The 18,099-nt window shown below is 37.1% G+C and carries 15 protein-coding genes and 1 pseudogene; 7 read left to right on the top strand and 9 right to left on the bottom strand.

The window, feature by feature from the left end:
* Positions 1-2: 2 nt before the first annotated feature.
* Both HOO54_RS21240 and HOO54_RS21235 read right to left on the bottom strand, forming a co-directional pair.
* A pseudogene (locus HOO54_RS21240) lies at positions 3-819 on the bottom strand (helix-turn-helix transcriptional regulator).
* A 140-nt stretch (positions 820-959) separates the two neighbouring features.
* Positions 960-1,916, bottom strand: a complete 957-nt coding sequence (locus HOO54_RS21235; RefSeq protein ID WP_172298849.1) for an iron-hydroxamate ABC transporter substrate-binding protein — start codon at positions 1,914-1,916, stop codon at positions 960-962.
* Positions 1,917-2,203: 287 nt separating this feature from the next.
* On the opposite strand from HOO54_RS21235, the gene HOO54_RS21230 reads away from it, so the two are divergent.
* The 5 genes from HOO54_RS21230 to HOO54_RS21210 all read left to right on the top strand — a co-directional run bounded on the left by HOO54_RS21230 (position 2,204) and on the right by HOO54_RS21210 (position 7,661).
* Positions 2,204-2,854: an MtnX-like HAD-IB family phosphatase gene (locus HOO54_RS21230; RefSeq protein ID WP_172298847.1), complete on the top strand. Its 651-nt coding sequence runs from the start codon at positions 2,204-2,206 to the stop codon at positions 2,852-2,854.
* Positions 2,854-3,903: an iron-containing alcohol dehydrogenase family protein gene (locus HOO54_RS21225; protein WP_172298845.1), complete on the top strand. Its 1,050-nt coding sequence runs from the start codon at positions 2,854-2,856 to the stop codon at positions 3,901-3,903. The genes HOO54_RS21230 and HOO54_RS21225 overlap by 1 nt, the downstream gene beginning before the upstream one ends.
* A 121-nt stretch (positions 3,904-4,024) precedes the next feature.
* Positions 4,025-4,837, top strand: coding sequence for a sugar-phosphatase (gene yidA, locus HOO54_RS21220; protein ID WP_172298843.1), 813 nt, complete (start codon positions 4,025-4,027; stop codon positions 4,835-4,837).
* Between the two features lie 194 nt (positions 4,838-5,031).
* The gene (gene htpG / locus HOO54_RS21215) at positions 5,032-6,912 is read left to right on the top strand and encodes a molecular chaperone HtpG (protein ID WP_172298841.1); all 1,881 of its coding nucleotides are present in this window, start codon (positions 5,032-5,034) and stop codon (positions 6,910-6,912) included.
* Positions 6,913-7,196: 284 nt separating this feature from the next.
* On the top strand, positions 7,197-7,661 hold the full coding sequence (locus HOO54_RS21210; protein WP_172298839.1) for a GNAT family N-acetyltransferase: 465 nt from the start codon (positions 7,197-7,199) through the stop codon (positions 7,659-7,661).
* 147 nt (positions 7,662-7,808) lie between these two features.
* Here HOO54_RS21210 and HOO54_RS21205 read toward each other — a convergent pair whose 3' ends face one another.
* From HOO54_RS21205 to HOO54_RS21175, 7 genes are all read right to left on the bottom strand, one after another.
* A complete protein-coding gene (locus HOO54_RS21205; protein ID WP_309244917.1) occupies positions 7,809-8,690 on the bottom strand; it encodes an LCP family glycopolymer transferase in 882 nt (293 codons plus the stop codon).
* 88 nt (positions 8,691-8,778) lie between these two features.
* Positions 8,779-9,603: a polysaccharide deacetylase family protein gene (locus HOO54_RS21200; RefSeq protein WP_172298837.1), complete on the bottom strand. Its 825-nt coding sequence runs from the start codon at positions 9,601-9,603 to the stop codon at positions 8,779-8,781.
* A 307-nt stretch (positions 9,604-9,910) separates the two neighbouring features.
* The gene (locus HOO54_RS21195; RefSeq protein WP_172299755.1) at positions 9,911-11,020 is read right to left on the bottom strand and encodes a WD40 repeat domain-containing protein; all 1,110 of its coding nucleotides are present in this window, start codon (positions 11,018-11,020) and stop codon (positions 9,911-9,913) included.
* On the bottom strand, positions 11,020-12,471 hold the full coding sequence (locus HOO54_RS21190) for a HAMP domain-containing sensor histidine kinase (protein WP_172298835.1): 1,452 nt from the start codon (positions 12,469-12,471) through the stop codon (positions 11,020-11,022). Before HOO54_RS21190 ends, HOO54_RS21195 begins: the two co-directional genes overlap by 1 nt.
* A 3-nt stretch (positions 12,472-12,474) precedes the next feature.
* A complete protein-coding gene (locus HOO54_RS21185) occupies positions 12,475-13,176 on the bottom strand; it encodes a response regulator transcription factor (RefSeq protein ID WP_172298833.1) in 702 nt (233 codons plus the stop codon).
* A 629-nt stretch (positions 13,177-13,805) separates the two neighbouring features.
* Positions 13,806-14,741: an aldo/keto reductase gene (locus HOO54_RS21180; protein ID WP_172298831.1), complete on the bottom strand. Its 936-nt coding sequence runs from the start codon at positions 14,739-14,741 to the stop codon at positions 13,806-13,808.
* A 44-nt stretch (positions 14,742-14,785) separates the two neighbouring features.
* The gene (locus HOO54_RS21175; RefSeq protein WP_172298829.1) at positions 14,786-15,541 is read right to left on the bottom strand and encodes a DeoR/GlpR family DNA-binding transcription regulator; all 756 of its coding nucleotides are present in this window, start codon (positions 15,539-15,541) and stop codon (positions 14,786-14,788) included.
* A gap of 244 nt (positions 15,542-15,785) precedes the next feature.
* Between HOO54_RS21175 and iolA the strand changes: the two genes are divergently transcribed.
* Positions 15,786-17,261, top strand: coding sequence for a methylmalonate-semialdehyde dehydrogenase (gene iolA, locus HOO54_RS21170; protein ID WP_172298827.1), 1,476 nt, complete (start codon positions 15,786-15,788; stop codon positions 17,259-17,261).
* Entirely contained in the window at positions 17,261-18,076 is an 816-nt protein-coding gene (gene iolB / locus HOO54_RS21165) for a 5-deoxy-glucuronate isomerase (protein ID WP_172298825.1), read from the top strand. The genes iolA and iolB overlap by 1 nt, the downstream gene beginning before the upstream one ends.
* The last annotated feature ends 23 nt before the right edge of the window (positions 18,077-18,099 follow it).

The following is an 18,099-nucleotide window of genomic DNA, read 5'->3' as shown; positions in this document are numbered from 1 at the left end:
CGTCAGCAATTCCTATCCAAAATCACTTTTTTTCGATATTGAAGTGGAGAAAGGCCAACATGTTGTTTGAACATTTTATGAAATGAGACAGGATTGTTAAAGCCAAGTTCAAAGGAGATTTCGGTCATGTTGAGTTCTTGTTTCGCTAATAGATCTTTCGCTTTTCTGATTCTAAATCTGTCATGTGTTGATGAGGGGTCATACCATATATTCTGGTATAGGTTCTTAGCAGATGGTTTTGTGAAACACAAGAAGCTTGGGCAATGTCTTGTAAGTGGATGTGCTGATGAAAAAATGCTCTAATAAATTCATGTGCTATGCTAATTCTTCTATATAATTCTTCTCGAACGTCGGACAGCTGTTATCGATTCTGCTGTCACAATGTTCAAATAAGAGAGCCTGCATCAGAAAATGATAAGGCTCATCACTGTTATGATCGGGAGTGAATGACTTTTTAAACAGGTGAATCTGATCTGATAATCGTTGACTTCGATACGTTTTTTCAAAGAAGTGAATAGAGGCGCTCGTCTTGAATGGGTCGGTAAGAAGCTGGTCAGCAGACTCAGCAAACGATCGGAAAACTTCTCCGGCAAAACCGTGCTTGAAGAAAATACAGAATGCTTCTGTTTCAGTTTGTTCATCAATGGTAATTGTATAGTCACCTTCATTGAGAAGTAAGTAACGATGTTCTTCAACAGAAAAAAACCCGTGATTCGTTTTATAAAATGCTTTTCCATTCGCAAATGTTTTAAGAGATAATTGCCCTTCTCCTTCCCACCAATATTGTTTGCTTTTTTCATTGATAACAAAATTTCTCATTGATCACTTCTCCAAAAAATAAAGGGGATGTCCTGAAAGTATTGTGGATGAATAAAAATGGGGGAATTTGCTCGCTGTTCCCGTAGGAGTCTCGCAATCCCCCTGATTCATGTTGATAAAGGACTTTTTAGATTGCTCCTTTATTTCGTTTTATTTTCCTTTGCACGTTTTACTAACATCTCGGTAATTAAATCAACTTGTTTGCTAACAGAAATCGGATCGTATGGATAGAAAGTATTAAAGTCATTTATAAAAACACGGTTTTGTTTAACAGCCTCTAGGTTGTTCCAAATTGAAGATTCTTTAAGCTTGGCAAGTGTTTTACTGTCACCATTGGGATTGTAATCAGTGATGAACATATAATCGGCAGCATATTCAGGAATAACTTCTAGTGAGAGCTCCTTCATTTCTCCTGTTTTGATGATGTCTTTGTTAATCTGATCAGGGGCTTTTAAGCCAAGTGCGTTATAAACAGCTTGTCCACCGCGTCCGCCATTGTCATGAAAGACCCAGAACTTCCCTTTATCTGTATTTTCATAAATACCAAATGTGGCATCTTTGTCAATGACCTTAGCAATTTTTTGACGAGCATTTTTAGATTTTTGATCAAAATTAGCAAGAAACTGTTTTGCTTTGTCTTTCTCACCTGTAATATCACCAAACATTTTGACAGTTTCTTGAATATTTTTTGTGGTGTTATAAGGAATGACAACAGTTGGTGCAATTTTCGACAGTTTTTCATAGTTATCCTCTTTCATGATGACAATGAGATCAGGCTTCAGTTTCATGACTTTCTCAACATTGATCGGGTCACCCAAATCAGTGACGCTTTTTAGCTGATCTTTAAGAAAAGGATTTTTAAAAGACCATGATCCTGAGCCGACAACATTTGCTCCGACAGTCAATAATTCACCTGCGTAAAAATCGGTGACAATCCGTTTCGGATGTGTCGGGATGTCGACATCTCCCCGTGTTGACTGGTAGGATCTTGTCTCTGCTGCTTTATGACTTTCCGTTGTTTTTGTTGTGTTGTTGCAAGCTGTGACAAATAACAGCATGATCATGATGAATCCTAAGGCAAGTTTATTTGTTTTCAAATTTTATCATCCTCACGACAGTGTAAGTGATAATGAGTTTCATTATCATTTCAAATATAACAAAAAGGCTTTTGTGCGTCCACCCTTTTGGTACAAAGAATCGAGTATGATTATGGTTATTTTGGATAGTTTGTTATTATAAGCTATGAAAGGAGATATCATAAAGAAAGAATATTCACTATGTAAAATAAAGTACACAAAAAAGAAATATAATAATGTGCGATTGTTCACAAACTTTCTGTATAATGAATCTAATATTTTAAATCCAGAGAAAAGAGGTATGCAGCATGAAGAAATGGGCATTTGTGTCAGACTTTGATGGAACGATTTCTAAACAAGACTTTTACTGGATGGTTATTGATAAATATTTTCCCGAAGGTCGCGAATTGTTTAAAAAGTGGAAAACAGGAGAGTTGAAAGATATTGAATTCCTTAGTGCGGTTTTTGCTTCGATCAACCAAAGCGAAGAAAAAATTGTCGAAGATATCCATTCTATTCCGATTGATGAATATGTACCAGAGTTCATTAAGCATGTCCAAGAAAACGGCGGAGACTTTTATGTCTTAAGTGCGGGTACGGATTATTATATTCACTATATCTTGAAGAAATATGGCATTAAAGATGTTGAAGTATATTCAAACAAAGGTTTCTTTCAAGAGGACAATGTACATATGACAATTGATGAAAATCATTGGCATTATTCTGAGCGTTATGGTATCGATAAATCTAAAGTCATTCAGAAACTTAAACAAGACTATGAGACGATTTATTTTGCTGGTGACAGTGAACCTGATTCACATCCGGCCAAATATGCTGATATGACGTTTGCTAAAGATGCGCTACAAGACTTATTGCGTGAACGAAATGTTCCATTTGTCGCTGTTGAATCATTCGTAGAAATTGAAGAATATTTAAAAGAAAAAGGGCTGATCCGCTAATGTCACATCAGGTCACAAGTATTGCGATCCCCGCTGTTTTAGAAATAAGTGAAGGTGTCATTGAGCGGCTTGAAGCGATTTTGGAAAAGCACCGGTTTTCTAAAGTGATCATGTTTTTTGATGAGTTTTCACATCAGCAGTATCAGCATCAAATCAAAAATTCTTTTCAAAATATAGATATCGAATGCCTTCGATTGGCTCCAAACCTGGATGTTAAAGATTTGCTTGAAAAAGCATTTTCGATAGGTAATTTCGATCTTATCATTGGTATGGGCGGCGGTTCTGTTGTTGATTATGGGAAATATATTTCATTTTCTAAACGGATTCCGTTTATCAGTGTGCCGACCTCGGCATCTAATGATGGGTTCGCGAGCAGCAATTGTTCGCTCAATATTAATGGAAAGAAAACAACGGTTCCGGCAAGGGTACCTTATGGAATCATCGCTGACTTAAGTATTATTCAAAAAGCACCTGACTGGTTCATTTTGGCTGGTGTGGGCGATTTAATGTCTAATATTACCGCTCTTTATGATTGGGAGTTTGAGGAACAGCACGGAGTTGGTGATGTTGATGCTTTTGCTGCGATGCTAAGCAAAAAAGCAGTCAACAGTTTCGTCCGAACACCGATGCAGGACATCAAACAACCAGTGTTTTTAAAGGAACTGGTCAGCTCGCTTACAATGGGGGGGATCGCCACTGAAATTAGCGGCAATAGCGCACCAATCAGCGGATCAGAACATCTCATCTCACATGCACTAGATAAGATTTCGAAGAAACCGCAAATGCACGGTATTCAAGTGGGAATTGCCACCTATATTATGGCTCATGTACAGGATCATCGTGCTGAACGGATTGAAAAAGTGTTTACGAGGACAGGCTTTTTTGATTATGTTAAAACGCTTGGTATGGATAAAGAAGAATATCGTGAGGCGATTCGTATTTCTGATACGATAAAGCCTAACCGTTATACATATCTGCATGAGAAAGCGTATCGTGAAAAAGCGCTCCGCATTTTGGATGAAGATCCAATTCTTCAAGAAATCTTTTAAGTCAGACAGTCTCTAAATGAGACTGTCTTTTGCTGTTTAAAATATCTTAGTGAAAAATTAACTGAAAAGACCTATGATAATACTAGGTCATAAGATTTAAAATTCATCAGGAGAGTGGAACATGTATAAACTAATTGCAATCGATATGGATGGAACATTGTTAAATGAACAGCATGAAGTAACAGACGAAGTCAAACATACACTCCATGCTGCAAAAGCAAAAGGTGTCAAGGTCGTCCTTTGCACCGGACGCCCGCTCGGCGGTGTCAGTCGCTACTTGAAAGAATTGGATTTAAATGAAGATGGCGATTATGTAATCGCTTATAATGGGGCACTCGTTCAAAATACGTACACAGAGGAAGTCGTTTCCGAATTAACACTAGGCTATCAAGATGTGAAAGATTTATATGAGCTTAGTCAAAAATTAAAAACACCGATGCATTTTTTTGACTCTGCTTATCTATATACACCAAATCGGGATATCAGTCCATATACCATTCACGAATCATATATCACTCAAGTTCAGCTGAAGTTCAGGACAATTGAGGAACTGCCAGAAGATATCCTTGTGCCAAAAGTGATGTTTGTTAATGAGGAAGCCAAGTTGGACAGAGCAATTGCTTCTGTACCTGAAGATATGAAACAGCGTTATACAATGGTCAAAAGCGCACCTTTTTATTGTGAAGTTCTTCATCCTAACGTGAGTAAAGGCAATGCAGTAAAGAAATTAGCAGAATTGCTTGGAATTGGTCGTCATGAAGTGATGGCTATTGGCGACAATGGGAACGATTTAACAATGATCAAATGGGCGGGCTGTGGAGTTGCAATGGGAAATGCCATTCCAGAAGTAAAAGCATGTGCCGATTATGAAACAACATCAAATAGTGAAAATGGTGTTGCTCATGTGATCAATGAGCTTGTAATATCGAATTAAAGGATAAAAAAGCTGTCTGAAAAATCCTTTTTCAACATGAATCAGGGGGAATGGCGAGACTCCCGCGGAAAGCGGGCAAATTCCCCCATTTTTAGTCATCCACACACACGTTGATTGATTGACATTAAATTCATGATATGGTATTTAAATTGTGAACAACATGGACGATTGTTTTTTAAAAAGGAGAGAGATAGATGAGTAAAAAGGAATTCAAAGCAGAGTCTAAAAGATTGTTAGACATCATGATCAACTCTATATATTCACAAAGGGAAGTTTTTTTAAGGGAGCTTGTCTCAAATGCAAGTGATGCGATCGATAAAATCTATTATAAAGCGCTCACTGATGAATCGCTAACATTCAACAAAGCTGATTATTATATCAAGATTTCGGCTGACAAAGAAAACAGAACGTTAACGATTTCAGATACTGGAATCGGAATGACAAAAGCAGAGCTTGAAGAACATCTCGGAACGATCGCAAAGAGTGGCTCTCTTTCGTTTAAACATGAAAATGAAGTGAAAGACGGTTATGACATTATCGGTCAGTTTGGTGTCGGATTTTATGCTGCTTTTATGGTTGCTGATGTGGTGACAGTCATTAGTAAGGCACTTGGCAGTGATGAGGCATTTAAATGGGAATCTTCAGGTGCTGATGGATATACGATTGAGCCGTGTCAAAAAGATTCAGTCGGGACAGATATCATTCTGAAGCTGAAAGAGAACACGGAAGATGAGAATTATGATGAATATTTAGAAGAACATCGCCTAAAAACGGTCATTCAAACATATTCTGATTTCATCCGCTACCCAATCAAGATGGATGTAACGGTCAATAAACCGAAAGAAGATGCAGAAAATGAATTTGAAGAAGTCATCGAAGAACAGACGGTCAACCGTATGGTACCAATTTGGAGAAAAAATAAAAATGAATTAACAGATGAAGATTATCAGGCATTTTATTCAGAAAAGCATTACGGTTTTGACAAGCCTCTTGCCCATATCCATACAAGTGTCGATGGTGCTGTCAGATACCATGCCATTTTATATATTCCAGAAAGTATTCCGTTTAATTATTATTCAAAGGAATTTGAAAAAGGCTTGGAGCTTTATTCAAACGGTGTATTGATTATGGATAAATGCCCTGATCTGCTTCCCGACCACTTCAGTTTTGTAAAGGGAATGGTCGACTCTGAAGATTTATCGCTTAATATTTCCAGAGAAATGCTGCAGCATGATCGACAACTAAAACGAATTGCGAAAAACATTAGCAAGAAAATTAAAAACGAGCTCAAAAACTTATTAAAGAATGATAGAGAAAAGTATGAGTCGTTTTATAACTCATTTGGCAGACAGATCAAATTTGGCGTATATAACGATTTTGGCGCCCATAAAGATACATTGAAGGACTTGCTTTTATTTTATTCATCGAAAGAGAAGAAGCTTGTCACACTTGATGAATATGTTGCAAGAATGCCAGAGGATCAGAAATATATTTATTATGCATCAGGGGATTCATATGATCGAATTGAAAAACTTCCACAAACAGAAGTGGTCACCGACAAAGGATATGAAATGCTATACTTTACCGAAGATATCGATGAATTTGCCATTAAAATGTTAGCAACATATCAAGAGAAAGAATTTAAATCTGTATCAAGCGGTGACTTGGGAATCGACACTGAAGAAGATCAAAACCAACAAGATACAGATGAGAATCAGTATAAAGAAATTCTCGATGAAATGAAACAAACATTGGCTGATAAAGTGAAAAGTGTCAGAGCATCAAAACGATTGAAATCACATTCTGTCTGCCTTGCTGCTGATGGCGAAGTCACCATCGAAATGGAAAAAATCTTAAATGCAATGCCTGATAATCAACATGTCAAAGCGGACAAAGTCCTTGAGATTAACACGAACCATAGTGTATTCCAAACGTTAAAAACCGCTTTTGAAAATGACAAAGACAAATTCATTCTATATACAAATCTTTTATACAATCAGGCTCTCTTAATAGAAGGCTTACCAATCGAAGACCCTGTTCAGTTTACGAATGATATTTGCAAGGTGATGGCTTAACGGTGTATCAGCTTGTCGACAAAGTCGCAAAAAGTGCTTAGTCGGCAAGCTTTTTTGTTGGCATTATGAAAAGCTGTCCATCAGTGGAAACCCGACTCCTGTTTGTTTTCGAACACTCGGCTTTCGAAATGGTCATCATCGGTCCCAGAGGCATCTTCCACCTCAGGATCACCTTCTTCAAATTTCTAACATATGTAAGAAGGATTAAAATCTAAAAATGGGGTACATATGGTTGAACAAAGCCGAACATGAAAACCAAAGCAGAAAATAAAGGGGAGTTAAACATGAACATTCGAAAACTTGATCAAGACGAGAAACCGCCAATCAGTTTATTGTTGCTAGCTGACCCTTCTGAATCGCTTGTAGAAAAATATGTGCAAAGAGGAGAATGCTTTGTAGCTGAACATGACCAGAAAATTATTGGAGTATATGTGCTGCTCCCGACAAGACCTGAAACTGTCGAGTTAGTCAATCTTGCAGTTAGTGAAACCATGCAGAATCAAGGGATTGGCAAGCAGTTAATCTTACATGCGATTCAAGTCGCGAAGTCAAGGGGATACAAAACGCTTGAAGTTGGAACAGGAAACTCGAGCATCGGGCAACTAGCACTTTACCAAAAATGCGGTTTTAGAATAACAGGTGTTGATCAAAATTTTTTTATCAGACATTACAATGAAGAAATCTTTGAAAACGGCATACAGTGTCGGGATATGATCAGATTGTCACAAGATTTGTTTGCGAAAAAATAGAAAAGGGCTGTCCAATAAGTCAATTTTTTGACGATTGGACAGCCTTTATTCATTCAGATAATTGGTCGATATAAGCGATATCTGCGTGAGAAAATTGAATTTCAGTTGCTTTGAGTTTTTCCCTGCTAGCTCATTACTAATAAAAGACTATGATTTGATGTCCATCTGCTGGCGAAGTTTTTCGGAAAGTTCCTTTTTCGTTTTCTCAGGAACAATATGGTACCATAAACCATCTACTTTTTTATCCTCACCTCCAATTTCTATTTGTTCAATATCTTTAACAGCGTCTTTATAAGAACCATGAATAGCAGCCATTTTGTCCAGTGTTAAATTTGTTTTTACATTTTTTTCTAACGCTGTTAAAATACTTTGATAGTTTGTTAATGATTTTAATTGTGTACCTTCATGAATAATTTGGTTGATGACCTCACGTTGACGCTGTTGACGTCCAAAATCACCACGAGGATCATCCTTTCTCATCCGAGCATATTTAAGAGCAACTTTTCCGTTGATATGTTGTTTCCCTTTAGCTATATGCACTCCTTCAAGGGTAAAATCAAGTTGACTATTCACCGTGATTCCGCCAATGGCATCTACAATATCTTTAAAACCTTCCATATTGACTTTAATATAATAATGGATTGGAATATTTAAAAATTGTTCGACCGTTTTAACAGTTCCTTCAATTCCACCATGAGTGTATGCCGCATTCATTTTAATATAGGTATTCTTCGATTGCATAAATACCCTCGTATCACGTGGAATGCTTGTCATTGTGGTTTTTTTGGTGTCTGGATTAACCGTTACTACAATCATAGAATCCGTTCGCCCTTTATCACCCGGCCGCTCATCTACTCCTAGCAAAAGAAATGATATCGGACCGTCCGGAGCATGTTGCTGCTCGGAATCCCTTTGTAGAGGTTCGTACATTTTATCTGCTGATTTTGCTACGTTACGATATATATTAAAACCAATTACTACACCAAAAGTTAATATTAGGGCGAGCATAAACAATACTATTTTTTTGATGTTCACTGTAACATCCCTTTCTTAGTCAAAGTTATTTTTGTTGTGAATATTAGGTATCCATTTGCACTTGTAAAATTGATTCTCTAATCTATTGGAACTGTACAGGTTCAAATGAATCATTGAGGGCTTTCATTTCATAGCCGTTTTTTTGAAAATACTTTAGTAATTCTTCTAAATGGGCGGCAGTAGACGGTTTTTCATGCATTAATACGACAAGTGGTCTTGTATCAACAAGGTTATTTACTTGCTGAATCGTATTATTTACGAATGCGCCATTTGCCAACTTCCAGTCCTCTGAATCAACAGTCCAATCCCAAAGATTAAAATGATCACGTTTAATGACTGCTTTATATGGAGCAGTAATGTAAGGTTTTGATCCATAAGGTGCTCTAATTAAATGTGTTTTACTGTTGGTTGTCTTGTTGATAAGGTCAAGTGTATCGTTCATTTCGCTTGCAAAGTTTTCGGGAGATTTATAGATTTGGGATACTTGATGTGTTACCCCATGTGATCCAACGGAGTGACCGCGGTCAACCATTTTCTTTACGATATCTAAATTTTGCTCAATATGAGGTTTTAGCATAAAAAATGTTGCTTTTGCATTATATTTATCAAGCAAGTTTAATATTTTTTCGGAAGCAATTGGGTTTGGCCCATCATCAAAAGTCAAATAAGCGACCTTACCTATTTCAAGTGGTGTTTTTGTATGCTCTTTTTTCGCTACTGAATTTTTATTTTCTATTTTTCTATCTTTTAAGATATGCTTTAACACAGTCGTACTTCCTCTTGTTGAATCTGTTTTTGAACCAGCAAGTGCATCCCAAGAAATGCAGACTAAAGTGATAAACAGTACCGTTAATATACCTAACACTATTTTTCCTGACTTATGATTTTTTCTTCGTTTATTTGCCATTTTCTTTTCTCCTCTTCTAAACTTGGACTCTTATAAAACTTGTCACATCAACCATATTGATGTTTAAAGAAATATTTGATATGAATAACGCTCTTTAAATATAAGGTGAAGATGTCGCAGTAGTTTGATCAACTTGTAAACAAAATGTCACAAAAAGAAGGAATTTGGCTGATAGAAAAAATACTGCCATAAAATACGGTGTTTAGTAGGTATGATTAGAGGGGAATTTTTTAAAACTTAAAAACCTTATTTTGGTTAAATGCCAAAATAAGGTTTTTAGTAATAGAACGGTTATTAAATCAATAAGCTATTTAAATTTTATAATATAAGCTTGATTGTTATAGAATTCTGCTGGTGAAGTGTCCGTAGCAGAATATTGCTTTTGACCATAAAAGAGTAGATTGTTACTATCTGGACTCCAATATATTTCTTCCGGTATGGTGCCATGGTATATCGGTTCTTCAAACAGAATATTTTTCCCTTGAAGCTTGCCTGCATAAATACTGTCCTTGTCATATAGAGAGTAAGCAATTTTCTTTCGGTCATTTGAAAATTTGAAAAAGGCTACTTTTTCACGTAGTACAGAAAGCTCTTTGTTTCGGCGATCGTATTCGTACAATGTTTCTCCGTTATCTAGAAATACAACTTGATCATTGTTTAACCAAACAGGCTCGTCATCGGTAATCTGACGTTGGTACTGAATATTGAACCCCTTACTGCTAAGGTTTCCCATCATCATGCTGTATTGTTGCCTGGTGGGTATCATGAGTAGCAAGCCATGTCCATTATTAGAAATGTTAACTTTTGCAAATAGGTCTATTGAGCCAAAACCCTTCAATGGATACGTTTTAAGCTTTTTGGAATCTGTATCAAATACGTTGATATTAGCTTTATTATTTTTTTCTGTATTTACGGCCAGAAAACAAATGTATCTGCTATTATTTGACCAAGAAATTTCTCCAAAGTATTGCTGGTTGGAGGAATTAGCGATTTCTATTTTTTTTTCGTTCGTCAACGAAATCAGTTTCAATGATGTACTATTTTGTTCGATGATACTTTTTCCATCTGGTGACAGCTTTAGTTTGTTACTGTTGCTTTCAATCTTTTCTAGTATTTTAGGTTTTTCATACGGGTAAGAAAGCTGCTGAAGTTGATTACTACGTCCAGAAGTTTCTTTTTGCATAAAATAACCGATAATTGAGTTCGATGAAGACCAGCCAAACAACTGATCTACTTTGGGTAGACGATATATAGTCTTTACTTGAAAGGGGTGGATCTTCTGATCTTCAATATGGTTTTCCTCATTACTTGGTATGATAATGGTTTCCGATCTCTTTCCCACATTATGACTGAATACAAAAATGACGAGACACAATAGTACCACTGACCAGATGATAAACTGTTTTTTTTTCATCATCATTTCTCTACCTTCATATGATTGATTTCCACAATAACCATTGTATGTTGCTCCTTATTGAACATTTTGATGAAACCCCCGTGTTCATCAACGATTGTTTTAACAATGCTTAATCCCAAACCCACACTTCCCTCTTCCATAATTTTTTGGTTTACTGAATAAAAAGGCTGAAGCATTTTGGAATACTGGTTATTTTCAAATGAAGCACTTGGATTTTTGAACATAAACATAACTTTTTCTCCAACGATCTTAGCAGTAACGGTTATTTCTGAATTAGCTAAGCTGTATTTGATGGCGTTGTCTAGCAGATTAATAAAAAGTTGACGCAGCCTATTGACCTGACCATACACATATAGGTTTTCATCAATTTCAAAGGTGATCATTTTCTTATACCGTTCTGCCCGAAACTTCATAGATTCACACACATCTCTTAAAATTTCTCCTGAGTTAACCTTAACGAATTGATCATTCCTAGAAGTTTCTCGGGATGCTTCAAGGAGTTTTATCACCAAGTTGTGAAGACGTTGACTTTCTTCAACAATATGATTCATTCCTTTATTAAAAAAGTTTTGATCTGATTCCCCTTTTTCTTTAATGATTTCGGCATATCCTTGAATAGATGTTAGAGGTGTTTTAAGTTCATGGGTAATATTGTCAAAGAAGCGTTTCTCCTGTTCGTTCAATTCTTTTAACCGATCCCGATCTCTTTCAATAGTTGAAATTTGCTCTCTAATTCTGGTGATCATATCATTAAAATTAGTAGCGAGCTGACCAATTTCATCTTTTCTCCGGAAGTTAATTTCCACATCTAACTTGCCTTTTTTGACTTCTGAGGATGCCTCTGTTAGCTTGACGAGTGGAATCGTGATGTGTCTAGAGAGGATATAGGAGAAAAGGAATGCCGCCGCAAATATGGCAAGGGCGATATAAAACATAATATCCAAAATCCCTACACTTTGGTTATAAAGTAGGCTAAAATCTTTTGAAAAGCGTAATATGCCTACTTTTTTCCCTTCAATAATGACTGGATAAGAGAAAAAAACCTCTGCCTTGTTTCGATCGTAGGTAATATGATAGGCAGTCTTGCCGTTGATCGCCTTTTTAAGATCATCATCACGCTTCTCATCGAACACTCTCTTAGCAGAAGAAGACAACAATTTGCCATCTACAGTATAAACACCAACAGTGCTTTCTGTGGAATGACTTAAATGGTTCACCATATCATCTGCCATGTCGCCAAAATAAAGCTTATTGTTTTTATAATGATTGACTAAAAATGCTTGGTTGATATACACAATACTATTTTTTTTCAGTTCAATTAAATCCGAGGTGACGATTTCTTGATTACTAGATAAAATCATTTTTTTTACGGTTTGATTGAGTACAAGGAAAGAGAGAGAAAAAATGAGAAAAAAGCCAATAATAAATTTACTTTTGATGGTTCGTAACATTCTCTACTCCTCCTGCTTTACAAATTTATATCCGACTCCAAACACTGTTATAATCAAATCACTTGCATCAAGCTTTTTCCGAAGTCTTTGAATATGAGTATCTACCGTACGTGTATCGCCTAAAAAATCGTAGCCCCAGATGAATTCTAAAAGCTCTGAGCGAGTAAAAATTTTTCCCCGATGGTTAAACAAAGTCATCAGCAAATCAAATTCTTTAGGAGTCAATTCGACAGGCACACCAGCTTTTTTTACTAGTCTTTCATCTGGAATAATTACAATATTTTTAAATCGAATATCATTCTTTTTTGAGGTTTCTCTGTCGTTCAAATGATGAGATTGTTCCAGACGCCGGATGATCGTACGAATTCTAGCGACAACTTCACGCAAGTCAAATGGCTTTGTAATATAATCATCTGCCCCGAATTCCAAGCCAAGTACTTTATCTGCAATATCTGATTTTGCGGTGATCATAAGGATAGGAATATTATAGGTCTCGGTTACCTTTTTACAAATATCCAGTCCGCTACAATCTGGTAACATCCAATCAAGCAGTAGAAGATCAGGTTTGAATTGATCTAATTGACGCATTCCTAGAGCCCCACTATTGGCAATGCATGTTTGAAAACCTTCCGCTGTAAGTCCATATGAAAGCAAATCTGCAATTGGTTCATCATCTTCAATAATAAGTATTTTCGTTTTATCCATAAAAATCACTCATTTCTAATTTAAGCTTAGAATTATCGGGAAATCTCTCAGGTGTGCAAATATAAATTTATTATAGCACCCTTCTATAGAGATTAAATTGTCTGACCAACGGCATGATATTAGCATGAATAAAATAGGGAGCCAAGCAATAAGTTAGATTCCGCTACAATTGCAGAAAAATACCACCAGTCTAGCATGGGTTTTTTCTGTTTTCTAAGCCGTTTGCAGCCTTTCTCTTATTTTCGGCGATTATCATTATGGACTTAAAGTATTTCCAAATATTATTTTTTGTAATTGAGATTTTCTATATGTTTAGCTCATTTAAAAGGAGAATATTTGAAAATTTCATCGAGAAGAAAGACCGATCCTACAAATGTAGAAAAATATGTAAAATTTGTCATTAGGGAATAATTGGAGTCTCGACAAGACTCAAAACTGTCGAGTTAGTCGATCTTGTCGTTAGTTAAGCATGGGATTCAAGTCGCCAAGTCAAGCGGACACTGGAAATTCTAACTTGATCTGAAACACAGAAAAAACCTTTGAAAACGGCAGACAGTGTCGGGGTATGATCAGATTATAAAAAAAAGCGTCCAATCGTCAAAAAATGACTGATTGGACGCCCCAATTCTTCAGTTCGCAAACAATTGGTCGATAAACGCAATGTCTGCTTGAGAAAGTTGAATTTCAGCTGCTTTAAGATTGTCTTTTAACTGTGCCGCATGTTTTGCTCCAGGAATCACCATATCAATTTCAGGTCGTGCAAGGTACCAAGCGAGGACAATGTGGGCGATCTCGACATTGTGCTTTTCTGCTATCGGTGTGAGTTGCTGGACTTTTTTAAGGTTTTCTTGAAAGCGGCTCCCTTGGAATTGTTCCATTTCTCTGCGAAGATCGCCTTCAGGGAATGTTGTGTTTTCATTATATTTTCCAGCTAACAATCCTGAAGCGAGTGGAAAATAAGGAACGAATGAGATGTTATGCTCCTGTGTATATGGGAAATATGTCTGTTCTGCTTCCCTGCTTAATAAATGATATTCGCTTTGTAAGACATCCACCAAGCCGTCCTGATTCGCTTCTTTTAACTGTTCAATGGTGAAGTTGGATACGCCGATTGCCTTGATTTTTCCTGCTTGTTTTAGTTCATCAAGGGCTCCAACTGCTTCATCTTTTGGTGTATGGTCATCTGGGAAGTGAATGTAGAATAGATCAATATAATCTGTTTTTAGCCGTTTCAAACTCTCATCTACAGATGTCTTTAAAAAAGCGGGGGAGTTATCAAAGACAAAGCCGTCTCCTGTTTTTTTGTGGGCGGCTTTTGTTGCAATCACGACATCTTCCCGTTTAAATTCACGGAGAACTTCCCCGATCAATTCTTCAGAACGGCCAATGCCATATATGTAGGCGGTATCCAACAATGTCACACCATGTTTAAGGGCTTCACGAACAAGATTTTTCCCAGTCTCTTCATTCAAATTTGGATAGAGATTATGGCCTCCGACTGCGTTTGTTCCTAAACCAATCGGAAAGACATGTAAATCTGATTTTCCCATGTTTACGTTCTTCATTGGTTTCCCCTCCCGAAATGAGTGGTGTTCCTTTCAATCACATATTATACCAGATGGATGTTAATATTGTGCTCATGACAGTAATTTTCATAGTCCTGATCAAGCGGTTTTGACGTTACAATACAATCAAGTCTGCTAAAAGGTGCATATGTCAGCAATGTTGATTTTCCAAATTTGGAATGATCGGCAAGTAAATAGACTTCGTTTGCTTTTTCAGAAATTTTCTTTTTAATTTCATATTCAAGCATATCAGAGTTTGTTAAACCGTGTGTAAGAGAAACGCCGGTTGCCGCCATAAAAGCCTTGTTAATATTATATTTATCCAAAGAAGCGGGGTCATCCATGCCAACAAACGACTTTGTTTGTCTCTTAAAATTGCTGCCGATCACGATTAAGTTGATATTTTCTAGAGTCGCAGCAGTATTAATAATGTCTAAACTGTTGGTGATAACAGTGACCTGTTTAGTTGAATCGAGCATGTCTAAAATGGATTGGGTCGTTGTGCCGGAATCGATAAAAATGAGATCATCATCTTCAATAAAGCGCGAAGCGTAATGGGCAATTTTTATTTTTGCTGCTTTATTTTGAATCGTCCGATTTTCAAATGGAATTAACGGCATTTTCTCAATGGCTGTTACACCGCCATAGACTTTTTTAATTACACCTTTTTCAGCTAGTCTGTTAATATCACGTCTGACCGTATTTTTAGAGACATTAAAAACTTGGCATAATTTGTCTAAAGAAACAGTGCCATTGGCTAAAATATATTCTTCCATCTCCTTTACCCTCATTAACTTCATACGAAATATCTCCTTTTCAGTCTTTATGAATAAAATCCAAAAGTTAATCAATAATTGCTAAAAAAATGATAGCATTGGTCACTTGGTTTTGCAACAAAACCGTTATTCTCTTTTTGGTAAAACAAATATTTATGATTGACTTATGTTTGGAATCAAATTAGAATGTAACCAAGAAATAATCAACAATTAATAATTTGTGAATGTTTTTTGTGTAAATTGGTTTGATTGAAGGAGGGCGATGAAATTGACAAAAGTCAGAAAGTTAAAAAACTATATCAATGGTGAATGGCTTGAAAGTAAAACCGATCATTATGAAGATGTGGTCAATCCGGCAACAAAAGACGTTCTATGCCAAGTACCTTTATCGACACAAGCAGATATCAATATGGCGGTTATGGTAGCAGCACAAGCATTTGAAAAATGGTCAAAAATTGCTGTTCCAAGACGGGCTAGAATTCTATTTAACTACCAGCAGCTGCTCACAGAGCATAAAGAGGAGCTTGCCCACCTGATTACACTTGAGAACGGAAAAAACACAAAAGAAGCTCTGGGTGAAGTAGGGCGGGGCATTGAAAATGTTGAATTTGCCGCAGGAGCACCCTCATTGATGATGGGCGATTCACTGGCAACGATTGCAACAGATGTTGAAGCGGTAAATTATCGCTATCCAATCGGAGTCGTCGGTGGTATTACACCATTCAATTTTCCAATGATGGTTCCATGTTGGATGTTTCCAATGGCAATTGCTTTAGGTAATACATTTATTTTAAAACCTTCCGAACGTACGCCGCTTTTGACAGAAAAGCTTGTTGAACTATTTGAAAAAGCCGGGCTTCCAAAAGGTGTATTCAATGTGGTGTATGGCGCTCATGATGTGGTTAACGGCATTCTCGAACACCCTGAAATTAAAGCGGTTTCATTTGTTGGATCTAAACCAGTCGGGGAGTATGTCTATCAAAAAGGCAGCGAACAATTAAAACGCGTCCAATCACTGACAGGGGCTAAAAACCATACAATTGTCCTGAATGATGCCAATTTGGATGACACGGTAACCAATATTATGAGTGCAGCCTTTGGGTCTGCTGGTGAACGTTGTATGGCATGTGCTGTTGTGACTGTTGAAGAAGGGATTGCTGATCAATTTATGGATCAATTGCTTGAAAAAGCAAATGACATTAAAGTTGGAAACGGGCTAGATGACGGTGTGTTCCTCGGTCCGGTGATTCGGGAAGACAACAAAAAACGGACGCTTCACTATATTGAAAAAGGCATTGAAGAAGGTGCACGACTTGTTCGTGATGGTCGTCAACATGTTTCTGATGAAGGTTATTTCATCGGTCCGACGATCTTTGACAATGTCACAACAAATATGACGATCTGGAAAGATGAAATTTTTGCACCTGTGTTGTCTGTCATTCGAGTGAAACATTTAAAAGAAGCGGTTGAGATTGCCAACAAATCAGAATTTGCCAATGGTGCATGTTTGTTCACTTCTAATAGCAATGCTATCCGTTATTTCCGAGAACATATTGATGCCGGAATGCTTGGCATTAATTTGGGTGTGCCGGCACCGATGGCATTCTTTCCATTCTCAGGCTGGAAGTCGTCATTCTTTGGAACATTGCATGCCAACGGCAAAGATAGTGTCGATTTTTATACACGCAAGAAAGTCGTAACGGCAAGATATCCGACCCCAGATTTTAGCGAGGAGATGTGTTGATGAGCCATTTGTTGCGAAAGCCAGAGGCATTTGAACGTTCACAAGGTGTCAAGGTTGTCCATCAAGTGAAAAAAGCAGATGCTAAGCTGTGTTATGTAGAATTTAAAGTGCTCGACTTGATCCCCAATGCTCGTTATGAAGAGGAATTAAATCAGCAAGAATGCTGTATTGTTGCGCTGACAGGGAAGATTACTGTATCTGATCAGCAACAAACATATCCGAACATCGGCACCAGAGAAAACGTTTTTGAGAAGAAACCAACCGATAGTGTTTACATATCAAATGACCATACTTTTAACATCACTGCCGTCACCCAAGCAAGGGTAGCCCTTTGCTATGCGCCTTCTCAACAACAGCTGCCGACAAAATGGATTAAAGCTGAAGATAACAGCATTGAACAGCGGGGGAAGTATCACAATAAACGAACGGTTCACAACATTCTTTCTGATTCAGACCATTCTGCGAATAGTCTGTTGGTCGTTGAAGTTTATACTGAAAGTGGAAACTGGTCCAGTTATCCACCGCATAAACATGATCAAGACAATTTGCCTGAAGAATCTTTTTTAGAGGAAACTTATTATCATGAGATCGATCCAGCTCAAGGTTTCGTGTTCCAACGGGTCTATACAGATGACCGTTCAATTGATGAGACGATGACTGTAGAAAATGAAAACGTTGTCATTGTTCCGGCAGGATATCACCCGGTTGGTGTCCCAGATGGCTATACATCTTATTATTTAAATGTCATGGCGGGTCCTACGCGGAAGTGGAAGTTTCATCAAGATCCTGATCACAAATGGATTTTAGAACGTTAACAAGCAGAAGGAGTGGCTGTTTA

Origin of the sequence: Bacillus sp. WMMC1349 (assembly GCF_013155385.1) — a bacterium.
Lineage (GTDB): Bacteria > Bacillota > Bacilli > Bacillales > Bacillaceae > Bacillus.
The sequence above is the reverse complement of the archived record's forward strand: the minus strand, read 5'-3'. Positions and strand labels throughout refer to the sequence as shown.